We start from the raw sequence: 15,871 nt of genomic DNA on the forward strand, positions 1-15,871 counted from the left end.
AAAGTACAACAGAACGGTATTTGAAACCATTCTGTTATACATATTTTTAACTTAATAGATCACTTGTACTTTATTTGAAGCCGTTACTGCATCCTCAATAGCGGTTTCTAAATTATCACGACGTGTAATAGCAACACCTAAACGTCGACGTCCATCAATCTCTGGTTTACCAAATAACTTTATCTGAGTTTGAGGTTGAGAAAGTGCGTCAGTTAAACCATCAAAACGAATATTAGCCGAAGATCCTTGGCCAAGAATTACAGATGATGCCGAAGGGCCATATTGAGTAATTTGATTAATTGGCATGCCAGTAAAGGCGCGAACATGAAGCGCAAATTCAGACATTTCTTGAGATATTAGCGTTACTAAACCTGTGTCGTGTGGGCGAGGAGAGACTTCATTGAAGTAAATTTGATCACCTTTAATAAATAACTCAACACCAAATAAGCCATAACCACCTAGGGCATTAACGACTTTTTCAGCAGCGCCTTGGGCCAGTTTAAGTGCCGCTTCTGTCATTACTTGTGGTTGCCATGATTCACGATAATCTCCATCTTCTTGTCGGTGACCAATTGGCGCACAGAAATGAACGCCATCAACAGCGCGAACGGTTAATAATGAAATCTCATAATCAAAATCCACAAACCCTTCAATAATCACGCGACCGGCACCAGATCGTCCGCCATCTTGAGCGTAATCCCAAGAGGCTTTAATGTCCGCTTCAGTTTTAATCACACTCTGACCTTTACCTGAAGAGCTCATCACTGGTTTAATAACGCAAGGCATACCGACAAATTTAACCGCTTCGACTAGCTCTTCGTAGGTATCTACAAAGCGATATGGAGAAGTAGGTAGCCCTAATTCTTCAGCGGCTAAGCGACGAATACCTTCACGGTTCATTGTAAGTTTTGTTGCATTCGCTGTAGGAACGACATTAAGCCCTTGTTTTTCTAATTCTACCAATTTATCGGTTGCGATTGCCTCAATTTCAGGAACGACGTAATCTGGCTGCTCTTTTTTAATAATAGCTTCAAGGGCGTCTGCATCTAACATATCAATAGCATAACTACGATGAGCGACTTGCATCGCTGGCGCATTTAGGTAGCGATCAACAGCGATAACTTCTAAACCTAGGCGTTGACATTCAATAGCGACTTCTTTGCCAAGTTCACCAGAACCAAGTAATAATACTTTTGTTGCAGAAGAGGATAGAGCAGTACCAAACATAATTAATTCTCATGTAATAGTGGGGAGTGGTTATATGAGCATGATACTAAAATTAGACAAATACGCAAACGTTTGCTTTTATTTTTCATCACTTTCTATCTGTAGCTTCATGAGAGCTTAATCACACTATTAACTAAATGATAAGTTTGCTGAATATGATTATTTGTAATCACTATAATGATAGGTATGCTCCTTTGTTATTAAGTACTTGTATGAAATGATGGATAATTTGATGCCTTGCGTAACTCACTCTGGAGAGCAACAACAAAGTGCATTTTATGGCGCTTTAGAAAATAAAAAATTTGTCGTAAGTGATTGTATCAATATTAAAGATACGCCAAATGGATTAGGTAACCCTACTTGGTTATCCCAACAGAAAAAAGCAAAAGAAAATGCACCAGTAGTTGATCTGATATTACAAAAAGGAGCACTATTTGTTGGGAAAACCCAAGTCGATGAATTTGGGGTTGGGCTACATGGCAATAACCCGCATTACGATCCAATTTTAAATCCTAATAGTCCGAATAGAACCATAGGAGGAGCTTCTTGTGGTGCTGTTGCAGCAGTCGCTAATGGCTTTGCTGACTTTGGTTTAGGGACAGACTTAAATGGTGGAATTCGTATTCCAGCGCTATATGCTGGCTTATATGGCTTTAAAGCATCAGTCAACGCCATTAATATGGACGGCGTGTTTTCTATCGCTCAAGAAGAGACTGCATTAGGTTGGGTTGCTCGAAATTTATTAGATATTAGAAAAGTAGCAACCGTATTAACGCCAATGTCACCATTGGTAACCGTTGAGCGAATTGTGGTGCTAGACAGTCTATTCAGTGATGTTCCTGAAGAAGCGAAAAATAAATTAGAGAAATTATTGTCGTCATCACCATACGATGTGGTAAGAAGTAAAGCGATCAGTAAAATCATTACCACTAAAGCGGCGGAAAGCTTTAAAGTTATATCAGCAACCAAGGGTTTACGAAATATCGAGCCATGGATTGAGCAAAATAGCCCAGAATTAAGCAATGAAATTAAGCTGCAATTAAAATGGCTTGGTACATTAAAATATAAAGATGAACGCATTGCATTAGAGCAAAAAGAGCTGGTTCTCTCAGTGTTGGACTCTCTTTTGGATGAGAAAACACTCATATTGATGCCAACAACAGCCAACACGGCACCACCAATTTCTGCTTCAGCAGAGCAGCTGTATAATTTGAACGATAAGATACTGAGATATACATCGTTAGCAAGCTTGGCTGACTTGCCTCAGTTGCATTTGCCGTGGTTTACCGTAAATAATTCACCGTGGGGGATTTCTTTATTGGGTAAGCAAGGCATGGATAGACAACTGATTGATGCTGCTATTCGTTGGAAAAGCAATCAATAATAGTGATTAGATAGAAGAAAAAAGAGGAGGTTAAATTAATAACCTCCTCTTATTTTTGTAGTGATTCTTTATTAAATCGATGCGTATTCTAATGTTACATCAGGGTTCAGCGCTTCTAATGTACTTTGAGTGATAGCTAAATGGCTTATCTCACCTTTATGGCTCTCTACTAGCGCTGCCGCTTTAATTTCAGATAAGCACTCGCGTGACATATTGGCATGAATAAGGGCCACTTGAAGTGGAGGTAAGCTTGGATTAAACGCCGCATTCTCAGCGTACATGCCGTGATAAATGTGACCGCTTTTCATTTCAAGCGCAATACCACTGATGTTATGTGAATAAGGTGCATGGCTATGATTCGCTGCTTCTACAGCACTAATCAATAAAGCAGAATCCGTCTCTAGTGTTAGATTATGCGATACAGACGCTAATAAACCGCCTTCAATACCCAGATCTTTAGGACCAAATGATTCTGGTAAATACTCTTGCAATGACTTCTCATCACGCTCAGGCAGTTGAACCATTAAACTATCAGCCGTTGTCAGTTCGTTCATGAATTGACGACAGTGGCCACAAGGACTGAAATTGATAGTAATGTCAGATATTCCGGTTTCACCGTTGATCCAAGCGTGACTAATCGCAGATTGCTCAGCATGAACCGTTTGGCCCAATTGAACACCACTAAACTCCATGTTTGCACCAAAATAAAGGTCACCTGAGTTACCACGAACAATCGCGCCAACATAAAAGTTAGAGATTGGGGCAACAGAGAAAGCCGCGGCAAGAGGAAGTAAGGCTAAACGTAATTCTTTGTCACTAAGTTTGCTGTCAGCAAGTAGGCCTTGAAACTGCGCTTTAGTAATGATGCCTTTAAATTGGGTGTTAATGAAAGAAGACAGCGCTGATTGTAAATCTGCAGGCAGAACAGAAAGGGCATTTTCTAAGCGTTGTTGTACTGTTGTAGAGTGTAGAGTGGTCATCAGTGTGATCCTTTTTAATTTCTTCTGGGCTCATTATTAGGGACTATAGCCATAGAAACATAGATCAATATCACACTCATTGATGTAAAGATACATTATTTACATCAATGAGAGAGATGTCACACTGATTTGAAGGGGTTTTAACCAATTAGCCTTTTATAAATACCAATAATGTATAAATAAGTGGCGCAACTAATGAAGTGATGATCCCACAAATAACCAAGGCAAGAGAGCTAAACGCCGCATCTTGAGAGTTAACTTCAGCAGCTTGTGCAGTGCCAAGGGCGTGAGAGACATTACCCATGGTTAATCCTCTTGCCAGTGAGCTTTTAATTCCCAACATATTATAAATAGGATAAGCACAGATAGCGCCCATTAAGCCTGCTAATAACACTAAGATAGCCGCGATAGCCGCCTCACCTTGTAATTGACTTGAGATAGCCATCGCAATTGGTGTGGTCACTGATTTTGGTAAAATACTCGCAACCAATTGCATATCAGCCCCCATCCATACCGCTAAGAAAGCACCTGACAGCATAGAGAACAGTGAGCCAACACTACAAGCAAGTAGGATGATTTTCCAGTTTGCACGAATATGCGGTAACTGCTCATACAGCGGGTACGCCAGAGCAACAACAGCAGGTTGCAGCAAGTAACTTAAAAATGCATTGTCGGCATAGTAAGTTTCATAAGGTACCTGTAATACCATCAAGATCGGGATAACGATAAAAACACTCAGCAATAATGGATTATTGATTGGGTGAGGAAAACGTTTAGCGAACCAACGTGCTGAATAAAAAACAATAACGGTTAAAATGACCCACATTATTTGTTTCCTCTATCAAGACGATCAATAAGTAATGAAAGGCAAACTAAAACCAATAATGAACCACCAGCGGTACTGACAATGATTGGAATCGCATTGTTGATTAATAAATCGAAATGCGTCATTAACCCAACAGAGATTGGAATAAATAAAATCAACATATTCCGCATGAAGAATTGGCAACCTGTCGCAGCCCAGTCCGGCCTGCATACACCAATGACCATTGCAGTGAATAAAATCAGCATTCCAATAATACTGCCCGGTACTGAAATATTTAACCACGATTGAATGCCGTTTCCAGCAAACAATGAAGCAAAAATCCATGCGAAAGAATAAAGGTATTTAATCATGATACTAACTGTTGTACGTAATTATAAACGGCCCGCAAAATAGCGGTTTTCTTGTCATTACCTTCAGATTCCAAATACAAAGTTTCAAAACTTGATTCGTAATCAGGTAAATGGGTTTGGAAATAATCTTGCAGATGAGCCTGCCACTTTAATTGTTCAGCTTCATTAAGTGTATGCGGGAAATTACGCGCACGGTAACGGAACAATAATGGTTTAATGCGAGGGTCAGTGACATTAGGTTCAAAATCGATAAGCTGTTCAGGCGTTGATTGACGGATCATATCAATCGTCGTTTTATCAGCATGAGAGAAGAAACCATCATATAGAAGCGTATCTACATTGGTCGATTTCTCGTAATTAGGTTCAATGCTGTAAAGCGCAATTAGCTTTTGTCTGATCTCTGGATTATCACGGATCACTTTAAGATTGCGTAGGCAGGCTTCTCTGTCCACATTGAGGTTCGCTGCATTCTCAGCAGTCAGTGTTTTAGCCGGCGCAAGAACAGGACATTTGTTTAAATGCACTAGCTTAACTGGAACTGGCAATTCATCAGGTGCAAGATCAGCTCGCTTGGTATACATGCGTTGATGCAATTGCTCTGCATCTAATTCTAGGAATACACTTGGGTCTAATGCTAAATCAATCGTAATTACAGCGTTGTTATTGGTTGGATGCCAAGCAACAGGAACAATCCAGCTAATATTGCCTCTATCTACGCCAAACATGCCAGACACGTGCATTAATGGCGTCATTTCTACTATGTCGATTAATGTCGCTGCTTTTTTCTTGTTACGCATAGAAAGCAAGTAGTTAAACATTTTTGGTTGTGCTTTTTTAACGACTTTTGCTAACTCGATGGTGGCAATTACATCGGCCATCGCATCGTGGGCATTTGTGTGTTCAATGCCATTTTTTTGAGAGAGTTTTTCTAATTTAAAGCTTGGTTTGCCTTCTTCGTCTTTTGGCCATTCAATGCCTTCAGGACGTAGGGCATAAACAGCACGCATTACATCAAGTAGATCCCAACGTGAGTTACCGTTCTGCCAGCTCCAACCATACGGTTCGAAGAAGTTACGATATAAAGTGTAGCGAGAGACTTCATCATCAAAACGAATGTTGTTATAGCCTAATGAACACGTATTTGGCTGTGATAACTCATGATGAATTTTGGCGATAAACTCAGGCTCAGATAAGCCCTTGCTTACTGCGGTTTGCGGAGTGATTCCCGTAATTAAACACGCTTCAGGAGAGGGCAGATAATCAATGGGAGGGCGGCAGTAAATAACTAATGGCTCACCAATGATATTGAAATCTTCATCGGTACGAACCCCAGCAAATTGGCATGGGCGATCGAGAGATGGGCTAGTTCCCCATGTTTCATAATCAAAGAAGAAGAAACTTGGTGCGTTATCCTGCGGCATAAGTGTGTCCAATTAAGAGCAATACATTAATTATCAGAGATCTATCACATAATCGCAAGGGATTAGGAAGGGAAGGTGAAGAAAAATAAAAAGGGTATTTATTAAGTGACAATCTTTGCTTAATACTCATCTCAGAGACGAACAAATACATTTCTTATTTATGTGCGACTTAAAGCTCGAATATTGGCGAAAGTAAGACTTCAAACGCTCGTTATCAACAGGCGCTTCAGAGCTTGGTGTTATGCCTCACGTACTGGAGAAGATGCTAGGCCATAAATTCGGTAGCGTTTTATCCGTATACAATAAGCATGATTGTCTGGATGAGTAGTTAAAGTCATATGAGTGTTATGCGGAGAAGCTGATTGGGGGAATGTAGTAAAGTATTTATACTTTTGTTTATAAATTACTTTTAACCAGCATTGATTTCAAGCAAAACGTAAGCGGAATGAATCAATCAATGTATATATTAAAATCTATCCTATCAGTTTGTCTGTGTGATAATATTCTTAAAAAATAAGGAATTATAAGTATCATGTCAGAAGTAGCTAGTTTAAATGATTTTAAGTTGTTGAATATAAAGTGTAAAAAGTATTTTGACCTTTATTCTAAAGGTGCAAAATTTGTTAATGTCCCAGAGAGAGATAAGCTAAAAGAGCGATTTGGTTTTTATCTTTTTATGCTTGAAAGCTTGTGTGACGAAAAGGATCTTGATCGTATCAGTGACATCATTACCGATACTGAATACAATGCATACTTGATGAACGAACGCCACAATGATCAAGGTATTGATGCTCTTTATATTAATGATGAAAATAAAGAGATCATGTTATTTAATTTTAAATTCAGAGAAGCATTTAAACCGGGACAGATGCAAAGTTCAAACGATGCATTTGTATCAACTAAACTTGTCAATTGTATTTTGAATGGTAATTCTGAAGGACTGGAAGGAAAACTGAAGCATTTAGTCGAACAGGCTATAGATAAGTTAAATACAAATGATGTATGGAAAATGTCTCTTTATATGCTGAGTAATGAGCCAGTTCCAATTAATGAAGATGAAACCGCGATTCAACAGCTTAAAGACTTCTATGATATGGAAGTGATTTCAGTTTGTTTGCCTCAAATTAAAACAATGATGTCAATAAGACCTAAACCTATCGTTGCCGAGCTTATAATAGATAATGATGCTTTAATGTCTTATTCTGAGAACTCTATTTCTACGTCTAAGTCTTATATTGTACGACTTAATGCTGCTGATATTATTCGTATAACCTGTAAGAATCCAGAATTGCGTAACAACTATAATTGTGAACGAATTGAAGTTTTGGCTAAAGAACGCATCGACTACAGTGTTTTATTCGATAATGTTCGTGGTTTTGTTCAAAAGTCTAAATATAATGAAGCTATAGCTAAATCATTGAAAGAAGAACCGAGTAAATTCTTCATGTATAACAATGGAATGACGATTGTTGCTGAGGGAATTAAAGCGGAACCAGTAAATGGGAATAAAAAAATTAGGATCACAATTAATGACTTTCAAGTTCTAAATGGTGGTCAAACATTAAGAACTTTGCATAATTTCAATGCATTAGATGAACTTAATATTACTGACTACTTGTCGAAAAGCGAAGTATTAGTTCGTATTTTTAATGCCTCAAATAGTGATGCAGTAAATAAGATAGCAGAATATACAAACAGTCAAAACTCTATTTCAAACGTAGACTTAAAGTCCTTAAGTACTTTGCAAATACAGTTAGAACAATTACTAGATGAGCATGACATCATCTATTCTCGTAAAAATGGCGATACAGGTATGAATGATTCAAAAGAGTATCGCTATAAGATTAGTATGGAGCAATTTGGTCAAATTTTATTTGCTATTCAAGGTAATCCAGAAAAATCATCTAATCAAAAGCAACATATCTTTGGTAAGTATTACGATGAGATTTTTTCAGAGGACAACTTTAATATCTCAGAAGCGCCATTAATTATAGAAAGTTACTTTGAAATCAAAAAATCTTATGATTCAGCAACAGAAACGTTACAAAAAATCGAACAAAAAGTGTTCTATATATTATATATGCATAAAGTTCGTCCAGATCTAAATTACCAGCAATGTATTGATGAGCTTGAGCGTATATTAGCATTATTTGAACCCTCAAAAACAACACTTACAGATGCCCGTAAGATGATTCAAGTTCGCTTTAAAGATCTAATTAACTCAGAGCTTAATATTGGTTAAGTAATGGAATATAGGGAGCAGCACACATAGCGCTCCCTTTTTATATACTAAAAGTACTAACTCCCTACCTTCAATTTCCAGTTTTCAACAGCAGAATATAACTATCTAAGTGGCGTTCTTGTCACTGATTCCGCTAGAAAGCCTCGGTTTTTACGACATATATACAGTGCTCTACTGGTAAGGCTAAACATATCTAAAACCTCATCATGGCAAATTAACTGCTTTGATGCTTTTGGGTAATCAACCCTAAGTTCTTCTTCAATCTCTTTGTTTGTTTAATACTTCATTCTGAGTTAGCGTGATGCGTAACGTTTATTGGATGTGGGAAAGTCTTCGGCAGATCTCCCGATTCTTAATTATTAGTCAAAAATGGCTAAATTTACGTTATTAGCCAAAAGTGGCTAAATTTGCATTATTAGCCAAAAACGGCTAAATTTACATTTTCATGCAAAAGAGGAATTTTAATGTGGAGCATACCTATCAACCTATCGCAGTGATTAGCGGCGATATTGTCAATTCAACTAAGTTAACCTCTGAGCAGTTTGAACAATTACTTAAACGAATCAAAGATATTCAGAAATGGATTACCGAAGGAAATTCATCGAACGCACATAGTATTGAGCGTGGTGATGAGTTTCAGTCTGTAGTACATGATATCGAAAGCGCTCTGAGATACACCATTATTTATCGGCTTGGTATTAAGTCTCTTGGTAATGAGTTTGATAGCCGCATTAGTTTTGCTATTGCCTCTAATGCCGATTTACGCGAGTCGGTGTCTGAATCAATGGGTGAAGCATTTGTTCTTTCTGGTCGAGGGTTAAAAACCTTGAAAAACGCGAGGTTATTTTTTAATTCTGACAGCTCCGATCTCACAGAGTACTTTGACTTACTCTTTAAATATCTTGATAGACAACTCACCGAATTAACTTCGCGCCAGTGTGAAGTGATTCTTCCTATGCTTCAAACTAATGAAGGTTTGCTGGTTGGTGAGCTAGCAGAAAAGCTTAGTGTTGCGACCTCAACTATCAGTAAGTCACTTAAAGCTTCTGGTTGGCCGTTAATTAGTGAGTTAAATCGAAAATTTATAAACAAAGTGGTGGGATTGAGGCATGTTTGATTTTTTTGGTATTCTAATACAGTTCTTGCTGATGCATATTATCTGCGATTTCTATCTACAACCAAAGCAATGGGTAGAATCAAAGAAAGAATCCACCTACCGCTCACCTGAGCTATATTTTCATTCTCTATTACACGGCATCGCATTATTAGTTCCTGCATTAATGTTAGGTATTGATTTGCGATCAGCTGTTTGCTTGGTAGCTATCGTAGCGATAAGTCATTTTGTTATCGACTTGTGGAAGGTAACAACACCGAATGGTGATAAATTTTCCTACTTTGTTATTGATCAGGCTTTACATGTATCTGTTCTAGCGATCATTGCTTTTCACATGGTAGATGGTCTAACTATTGATACAGTGATACAACATGAGAACTTCTCAAATGGCGTTATGGTGATTTTTGCTTACTTGATAATTCTCAAGCCGACTTCAATTGTTATTGGCAGTATTTTAAGAAAGTATCCAATATTAGGTGGAGAGAGTAATTCTAGTATTAGTGGTCTTGTCGCTGGTGGTGAGTTGATTGGTTATTTAGAACGAGTTTTAATATTGACCTTTACCCTCGTAGGGAGTTATTCAGCGGTGGGTTTTGTATTAGCAGCTAAGTCAATATTTAGATTTGGTGAATTGAATAAATCAAACGATCGAAGCATGACTGAATATGTATTGATTGGTTCAATGTTATCTGTGGTTATCACTACATTGCTCGGAACCTTAGTATCACTTGGTTTAGATGTTAAAATTAAGTGATTAGAAAGAGAGGGTGTAATTGATTCTGTGTTACTGCAGTTTAGTTCATTTACATTGATTGAATTGTGGACTACATCTCATTGAAAAAATGCTTTAGATCAATCGATTTAATTCTTTATTTGATTCATTTTATTAGGAGTATTATTCGATCGATTCAAAACAATAACTCAATATAAGGTTAACTATAATGAAAAAAATATTATCTTCTTTTAGTCTTGCTCTTGCTCTGATGTCCACCCACTCTTTAGCTGCTGATAACTATCTTTTAGAATCTAAATTATCTTCAGTCAGCTTTACTACAATTAAAAACCAATTTGTTGTAGAACCAGCCACAATAAACACGTTATCTGGTGAATTAAGTGAAAGTGGGAAATTTTCTATCGATGTAAATCTAAAAGGGATCAGTACTGGGATCCCTATTAGAGATACTAGATTGAATGATATATTCTTTGAGTCAGTGAAATACCCTGACGTTAAAGTAAGCGGTAAAGTGGACTTGGCTGCGCTATCTAATGGACCTAAAAAGCTAGTTATTCCTGTGCAAGTCACAATGTATGGCAAAACAAAATCAATTGGCTTTCCTGTTGTAATCTTAAAAAATGACAACTATGTAATGGTGAGCTCGTCTTCATCAGTAATTGTAGGCGCTTCAGATTTTGGACTTCCTAGTGAGAACTTAACGAAACTTGCTGCAACTGTTGGTGGAATAAAAATATCGGATAGAGTTCCAGTTTCCCTTGCATTAGTATTTAAAAAATAAGGATTTACTTCTTAAGTATAAAAAAGTCTGGATATTTCTAGGCTTTTTTATTATCTCGCGATTAAATTGATCTGTGTAATGCTTTCAAATATCTGTAATTACAGTATAAATTAGTGTTACAGCCTTTGGAATTGTGTCTTAAAAGTGAAAATAAGAGATAAATGAAAGCCTAAAAGTGTCTATTTTGTTAATTATCACCTATATTCTTTTTGAACAATAACTTGATTCGGGATAAAAAATTAAAGCGAAATCAAGAGATAAAAATTATATAGGAATTATTATGAATAAATACATGGCAGAGTTTATAGGTACGTTTTGGTTGGTGCTGGGCGGTTGTGGTAGTGCAGTATTAGCCGCTGGCTTCCCTGAGCTAGGTATAGGTTTTGTAGGCGTAGCACTTGCGTTTGGTCTAACAGTATTAACAATGGCGTTTGCTATTGGCCATATCTCAGGATGTCATCTAAATCCAGCTGTATCAATCGGTCTATGGGTGGGTGGTCGTTTTGATGTTAAAGATTTAGTGCCATACATCATCTCTCAAGTTCTTGGTGGTATTGCAGCGGGTGGTATTTTATACCTAATCGCAAGCGGTCAAGCTGGTTTTGATCTTGCTGGTGGTTTTGCATCAAATGGTTTTGGTGAGCACTCTCCAGGTGGTTACACTATGACTGCAGCATTGATTACAGAAGTTGTGCTGACAGCTATGTTTTTAATTGTCATTATGGGCGCAACAGATAGCCGTGCTCCTGTGGGCTTTGCTCCAATCGCAATTGGTCTGTGTTTAACGCTAATCCACTTAATCAGTATCCCTGTTACTAACACTTCAGTTAACCCTGCTCGTAGTACAGCGGTTGCGGTGTATGTAGGTGATTGGGCAACATCTCAACTTTGGTTGTTCTGGGTTGCTCCGATTGTAGGTGCCGTACTTGGTGCACTTATCTACAAAGTAATGGCAAAAGAGTCATAATTTTTTAGAGTTTGAATACAAACAAAAATGCCGATGATTGACGTCATCGGCATTTTTTATTTAATTTCTTTTTAAGATTACTTTTGATTTACGCTTTCCATCTCAGCTAAATCGTATTCTCTGATATCGATTTTAGCGTAATCATTACAGTTTGAGCAGGCGTAGTATTTTGCGCCATCACAGTATTGATGCTGTAATACCATCGCTGGTTTTCTACACCAGTCGCAGTGACCTTCTAAATTAAACATATGACTTTCTCTATTATTTATTCTTCGAGTTTACACGTTATATAATTATCGTTACATTTTCATAACATATAAAAGTGATGCCGAGTATATAGAGATGCAATAATTTGTAAAGGCCTTCTGAATTTTTTGTCGAGTAGCTTTGACGAGTAGCACTATTTTATTTGATTATAGGCCTTATTTATCTCGGCCAACATCACACCATCAGTACCATGATCAGGGTGGTGGAGTTGTACAAGCTTTCTGTATTGTTTTTTAATTTCTGAGTTATCACTTTGCGCCGTTATACCAAGCAATTGGTAAGGACTAAATTGTGGTGGTGATGATTTTCTTGTGCCATCAAGCTCGATATTTAAACGCTTTATTGTAACTTCTTGAGCATCGGCTCTTATTTTCAATTTATCATTCGAATCTTGCAGTTGTTTGATTTTTTCATTTTGCAGTGATTTAGCAAAGCTTGATTGAGTGTTCCCACTTTTACTTTCACTGAATGTTTTTCGTAATCTAAATAGTAAGAAAACCAAAATAGTGCACATAATCGCTATTAATAAATAGCTACCAAAGGTGATCAGAGCGGTTGGTTTTTCCATTTTCGTAATGATGATGGTTTTTGGCTCTGGTGTAATTTCAGTAACCTTAGGTGTGTCGGTTTTTTCAGATGCTTCAAGCTCTTGCTTCAGCCTAGAATTATGTTGCTGTTCAGCCAAGGAAGCCAATACTCGTTTGTATCCAAGCATTGCTTCGCCATGACCATTATGAGACGCGATTTGGTACCACAATGAGGCATTGTATAAATCGACACTGCCAGACAAACCATATTCGTAGATTTCACCCAAATAGAATTGAGAAGGAGGGTGGTTTTGTGTGGCTGCTCGAGTAAACCAATAGATGGCTTGTTTTGAATCTTGAGCAATTCCGTAGCCATTTTTATAGATCTGGCCAAGGTTAAATTGAGCCGTTGTATTGTCTTGTATTGCCGCTTGTTTATACCATTGAATAGCGTGGTCAATGTTAATAGGGCGGTTAGTTCCAGATTCATACTCCATTGCCAATTTTACTTGTGCGCGAGCATCGCCTAATTCTGCCTTTGTTTCTAAAGGATCAGCATGAACAGAGAGAGAGAATAGCGTGAAAATGAGAAAGAAAAATCGACACATTGTAGAGAAAAAATCACTAGTTAAAAGACCGTGCTAGTGTATCGATTTGAGTACAGAAAAACAAATAGTTACTGCTTTATAATTTTTAAGTCAGCCTGAATAAAAATGAGGCAGTGTAGATTAAAAATTTGTACCGTGTCGCATTTTCATTATGTTAAATATATACAAGTACGATCTTAATCCACCTTATAGTATAACGTTCGAAAATATGGATATTTCTTAATCGTGGATAATAAAAATGACAATAAAAAAACTCATGCGACTGATTCTTGTTCTTGTGGTTTTCTCAATATCTTCTTTACTTGTGTCATCAATTTATATGATCAATAAAGTAGAAACACTCATGACAGCATCGCAATTGGTATCACTGATTGAAATCGACATGCTCAATCTTAGAAAAGAAGAAAAAGATTTTCTATCACGTAAGAATATGAAGTACGTGGATAATTTTAATGAAAGGTTTACTTTATTTAACAATAACTTTAATCAGTTAACGGCAGTGTTAGATAGTGCGGGGATCCCCTTTACAGATTATGACTTGTTAAGAAATACATTTGATGAATACCAAACTCGTTTCATGAATGTTGTTGATATGGAGGTAAATATTGGTTTAACCGAAAAAGAGGGGGTTTATGGTGAACTGCGAGAAGATGCTCATAATCTAGAGATACTAATCAATAAAAGCGATGATATCATTTTAGAGACTGGTGTACTGCAATTGCGTCGTAATGAAAAAGATTTCATGTTGAGAGGTGACGATAAATACGTATTATCACACAATACTAATATGGCTGATCTGAAAACATATTTATCTAAACTTTCTCTACTTGATGCATTTATTGTATTGGAAAAATATGAAGAATCATTTGGAAGATTGGTTCAATTATCGCATTTGCAAGGATTATCCGATTACGAAGGGAATGTGGGTGAATTAAGAAAAACAATAGGTATTACAGAAGGGGAACTACGCAGTAACTCAGAGTATTTGGAAAGTACTATTTTAGTCGTCGTGGCAGAGGCTAAGCGTATTCTTAGTTTCATGGGTATGAGTATCGTGATACTGCTTGGTTTATTGATCGTCTTTTTATCGAATAGGATCTCTGGGCGTTTATCGCAAATTGTTTCAGCAATGCACACTATTTCACAAGGAGATGGAGATTTAAGTGTTTGCTTGGATGAGAAAGGCCAAGACGAAATAGCACAAATTGGCAAAGCTTTTAACCGTTTTGTGAGTAAAATTAATCATACTGTGAGTTTTGTTTCTTCTCAGGTCTTTGAGTTGGTCCATATGGCAGAAGAGATGTCTAAAGCCGTTGATGATACAAAGAGCAGTGCTTTACGTCAAAAAGACGATATATTGCAGATGTCAGGTGCAATTAATCAAATGAATGTATCGATCTCAGATGTGGTTAATAGTGTGTCTCTAGCTGAAGACTTTTCTATTAAGACATTAAACGAAGCGCACAACGGTGCTCAAATCACACAAAAAGCCAGTGATGATGTACGAGAATTAGTAAATGAGGTTAATGACGCAGCTAAAGTCATTCAAATACTGGTAGAGCAAAGTAATGAAATTGGTGATGTCGTAGAGGTCATTGAGGGCATTGCAAGTCAGACGAATTTATTAGCATTAAATGCCGCAATAGAAGCCGCTAGAGCGGGAGAGTCTGGCCGAGGTTTTGCTGTCGTGGCAGATGAGGTGAGAAGCTTAGCCATTAGAACTCAGTCTGCAATTCAGCAGATCATGAATTTAACATCAGGCATAACAGAACAAGCTCATGCGGCATCTAATTTAATGAAGTTAAGTGAAAATCAAGCTGCCAAAACTTTGAGTCAAACTCAGATAGCAAATAGCACATTACTAGGCATTAATGAGGCCATCAATCAGGTCAGTGATTTGAATAAACAGATTTCAATTGCGACTCAAGAACAAAATGAAGCAACAAATGAGATAAGTAAAAAAATGCATAATATCAATATTTTGTGTGAGAGTTCTAATGAGAATGTTACGATTTTGAATGATGAAAATGAAGCACTTATGAATATTGCGAATAACTTGGCATCATTGGTGAATCAATTTAAATTAAATGAGCTTGATAGCAAAGCAGCATAACGCAAATGCTATATTAACGAGCAAACATAAAAAAGGGCGTATTGAGTTTCCTCTATACGCCCGAAATCACCTTGTTAATACTTCATTCGTGTAAATGAGGTATTATTTTACCTCTTCAAACTCTGCATCAACCACATCATCTTCTTGCTTAGGTTGCGCTCCAGCTTCAGCACCTTGTTGTGCTTGAGCTTTCTGTTGAGCGATTTCCATTAGCTTTTGTGCTGCTTGCATTAGCTCTTGAGTTTTCGCATCGATTGCTTCCTTATCATTACCAGACTTAACGCCTTCTAGTGCTGTAATTGCTGCTTCGATTTTTTCTTTCTCGTCAGCG

The 15,871-nt window shown here is 37.3% G+C and carries 14 protein-coding genes and 1 pseudogene; 7 read left to right on the plus strand and 8 right to left on the minus strand.

All coding sequences use genetic code 11. From position 1 onward, the window contains the following. Nucleotides 1-51 precede the first annotated feature (51 nt). Nucleotides 52-1,227: a formate-dependent phosphoribosylglycinamide formyltransferase gene (purT, locus tag PVK63_RS15145; RefSeq protein ID WP_130046247.1), complete on the minus strand. Its 1,176-nt coding sequence runs from the start codon at nucleotides 1,225-1,227 to the stop codon at nucleotides 52-54. A 232-nt stretch (nucleotides 1,228-1,459) separates the two neighbouring features. Here purT and PVK63_RS15150 point away from each other — a divergent pair, with 232 nt between their 5' ends. Then, nucleotides 1,460-2,611 (plus strand): amidase family protein, encoded by a 1,152-nt coding sequence (locus PVK63_RS15150; protein ID WP_242511083.1) that lies wholly within the window; start codon nucleotides 1,460-1,462, stop codon nucleotides 2,609-2,611. 71 nt (nucleotides 2,612-2,682) lie between these two features. On the opposite strand, the gene cdd is transcribed toward PVK63_RS15150, so the two are convergent. The 4 genes from cdd to sbcB all read right to left on the minus strand — a co-directional run bounded on the left by cdd (nucleotide 2,683) and on the right by sbcB (nucleotide 6,188). Further along, nucleotides 2,683-3,591 (minus strand): cytidine deaminase, encoded by a 909-nt coding sequence (cdd, locus tag PVK63_RS15155; RefSeq protein ID WP_130087733.1) that lies wholly within the window; start codon nucleotides 3,589-3,591, stop codon nucleotides 2,683-2,685. A gap of 148 nt (nucleotides 3,592-3,739) precedes the next feature. Next, on the minus strand, nucleotides 3,740-4,417 hold the full coding sequence (locus PVK63_RS15160) for a CidB/LrgB family autolysis modulator (protein WP_130047939.1): 678 nt from the start codon (nucleotides 4,415-4,417) through the stop codon (nucleotides 3,740-3,742). After that, nucleotides 4,417-4,767: a CidA/LrgA family protein gene (locus PVK63_RS15165; protein ID WP_130046250.1), complete on the minus strand. Its 351-nt coding sequence runs from the start codon at nucleotides 4,765-4,767 to the stop codon at nucleotides 4,417-4,419. The genes PVK63_RS15160 and PVK63_RS15165 overlap by 1 nt, the downstream gene beginning before the upstream one ends. After that, nucleotides 4,764-6,188, minus strand: coding sequence for an exodeoxyribonuclease I (gene sbcB / locus PVK63_RS15170; protein WP_130046251.1), 1,425 nt, complete (start codon nucleotides 6,186-6,188; stop codon nucleotides 4,764-4,766). The genes PVK63_RS15165 and sbcB overlap by 4 nt, the downstream gene beginning before the upstream one ends. A 532-nt stretch (nucleotides 6,189-6,720) precedes the next feature. Here sbcB and PVK63_RS15175 point away from each other — a divergent pair. The 5 genes from PVK63_RS15175 (at nucleotide 6,721) to aqpZ (ending at nucleotide 12,025) form a co-directional block, all read left to right on the plus strand. Next, nucleotides 6,721-8,430 (plus strand): AIPR family protein, encoded by a 1,710-nt coding sequence (locus PVK63_RS15175; RefSeq protein ID WP_130087734.1) that lies wholly within the window; start codon nucleotides 6,721-6,723, stop codon nucleotides 8,428-8,430. A gap of 466 nt (nucleotides 8,431-8,896) precedes the next feature. Further along, nucleotides 8,897-9,547, plus strand: coding sequence for a hypothetical protein (locus PVK63_RS15180; protein ID WP_130087735.1), 651 nt, complete (start codon nucleotides 8,897-8,899; stop codon nucleotides 9,545-9,547). Further along, nucleotides 9,540-10,298, plus strand: a complete 759-nt coding sequence (locus PVK63_RS15185; protein ID WP_130087736.1) for a DUF3307 domain-containing protein — start codon at nucleotides 9,540-9,542, stop codon at nucleotides 10,296-10,298. The genes PVK63_RS15180 and PVK63_RS15185 overlap by 8 nt, the downstream gene beginning before the upstream one ends. Before the next feature lie 187 nt (nucleotides 10,299-10,485). Further along, nucleotides 10,486-11,058: a YceI family protein gene (locus PVK63_RS15190; protein ID WP_130046254.1), complete on the plus strand. Its 573-nt coding sequence runs from the start codon at nucleotides 10,486-10,488 to the stop codon at nucleotides 11,056-11,058. Between the two features lie 280 nt (nucleotides 11,059-11,338). Then, on the plus strand, nucleotides 11,339-12,025 hold the full coding sequence (gene aqpZ, locus PVK63_RS15195; protein ID WP_130087737.1) for an aquaporin Z: 687 nt from the start codon (nucleotides 11,339-11,341) through the stop codon (nucleotides 12,023-12,025). A 77-nt stretch (nucleotides 12,026-12,102) separates the two neighbouring features. Here aqpZ and PVK63_RS15200 read toward each other — a convergent pair whose 3' ends face one another. Together PVK63_RS15200 and PVK63_RS15205 are read right to left on the minus strand one after the other, a co-directional pair. After that, on the minus strand, nucleotides 12,103-12,273 hold the full coding sequence (locus PVK63_RS15200) for a hypothetical protein (RefSeq protein WP_130046256.1): 171 nt from the start codon (nucleotides 12,271-12,273) through the stop codon (nucleotides 12,103-12,105). Nucleotides 12,274-12,425: 152 nt separating this feature from the next. Next, a complete protein-coding gene (locus tag PVK63_RS15205) occupies nucleotides 12,426-13,427 on the minus strand; it encodes a J domain-containing protein (RefSeq protein ID WP_130087738.1) in 1,002 nt (333 codons plus the stop codon). A gap of 238 nt (nucleotides 13,428-13,665) precedes the next feature. Between PVK63_RS15205 and PVK63_RS15210 the strand changes: the two genes are divergently transcribed. Continuing rightward, nucleotides 13,666-15,540, plus strand: a complete 1,875-nt coding sequence (locus tag PVK63_RS15210) for a methyl-accepting chemotaxis protein (RefSeq protein WP_274440720.1) — start codon at nucleotides 13,666-13,668, stop codon at nucleotides 15,538-15,540. A 102-nt stretch (nucleotides 15,541-15,642) separates the two neighbouring features. On the opposite strand, the pseudogene dnaK reads toward PVK63_RS15210, so the two are convergent. After that, a pseudogene (gene dnaK, locus PVK63_RS15215) lies at nucleotides 15,643-15,871 on the minus strand (molecular chaperone DnaK); the annotation flags it as partial.

This window comes from Aliivibrio sp. S2TY2, assembly GCF_028765525.1.
Taxonomy (GTDB): Bacteria; Pseudomonadota; Gammaproteobacteria; order Enterobacterales; family Vibrionaceae; genus Aliivibrio; species Aliivibrio finisterrensis_A.

Bases quoted from the DNA above. Each gene is read 5' to 3' on its own strand.
- purT (WP_130046247.1), bottom strand. From the start codon at position 1,227: ATGTTTGGTACTGCTCTATCCTCTTCTGCAACAAAAGTATTATTACTT.
- PVK63_RS15150 (WP_242511083.1), top strand. From the start codon at position 1,460: ATGCCTTGCGTAACTCACTCTGGAGAGCAACAACAAAGTGCATTTTAT.
- cdd (WP_130087733.1), bottom strand. From the start codon at position 3,591: ATGACCACTCTACACTCTACAACAGTACAACAACGCTTAGAAAATGCC.
- PVK63_RS15160 (WP_130047939.1), bottom strand. From the start codon at position 4,417: ATGTGGGTCATTTTAACCGTTATTGTTTTTTATTCAGCACGTTGGTTC.
- PVK63_RS15165 (WP_130046250.1), bottom strand. From the start codon at position 4,767: ATGATTAAATACCTTTATTCTTTCGCATGGATTTTTGCTTCATTGTTT.
- sbcB (WP_130046251.1), bottom strand. From the start codon at position 6,188: ATGCCGCAGGATAACGCACCAAGTTTCTTCTTCTTTGATTATGAAACA.
- PVK63_RS15175 (WP_130087734.1), top strand. From the start codon at position 6,721: ATGTCAGAAGTAGCTAGTTTAAATGATTTTAAGTTGTTGAATATAAAG.
- PVK63_RS15185 (WP_130087736.1), top strand. From the start codon at position 9,540: ATGTTTGATTTTTTTGGTATTCTAATACAGTTCTTGCTGATGCATATT.
- PVK63_RS15190 (WP_130046254.1), top strand. From the start codon at position 10,486: ATGAAAAAAATATTATCTTCTTTTAGTCTTGCTCTTGCTCTGATGTCC.
- aqpZ (WP_130087737.1), top strand. From the start codon at position 11,339: ATGAATAAATACATGGCAGAGTTTATAGGTACGTTTTGGTTGGTGCTG.
- PVK63_RS15200 (WP_130046256.1), bottom strand. From the start codon at position 12,273: ATGTTTAATTTAGAAGGTCACTGCGACTGGTGTAGAAAACCAGCGATG.
- PVK63_RS15205 (WP_130087738.1), bottom strand. From the start codon at position 13,427: ATGTGTCGATTTTTCTTTCTCATTTTCACGCTATTCTCTCTCTCTGTT.
- PVK63_RS15210 (WP_274440720.1), top strand. From the start codon at position 13,666: ATGACAATAAAAAAACTCATGCGACTGATTCTTGTTCTTGTGGTTTTC.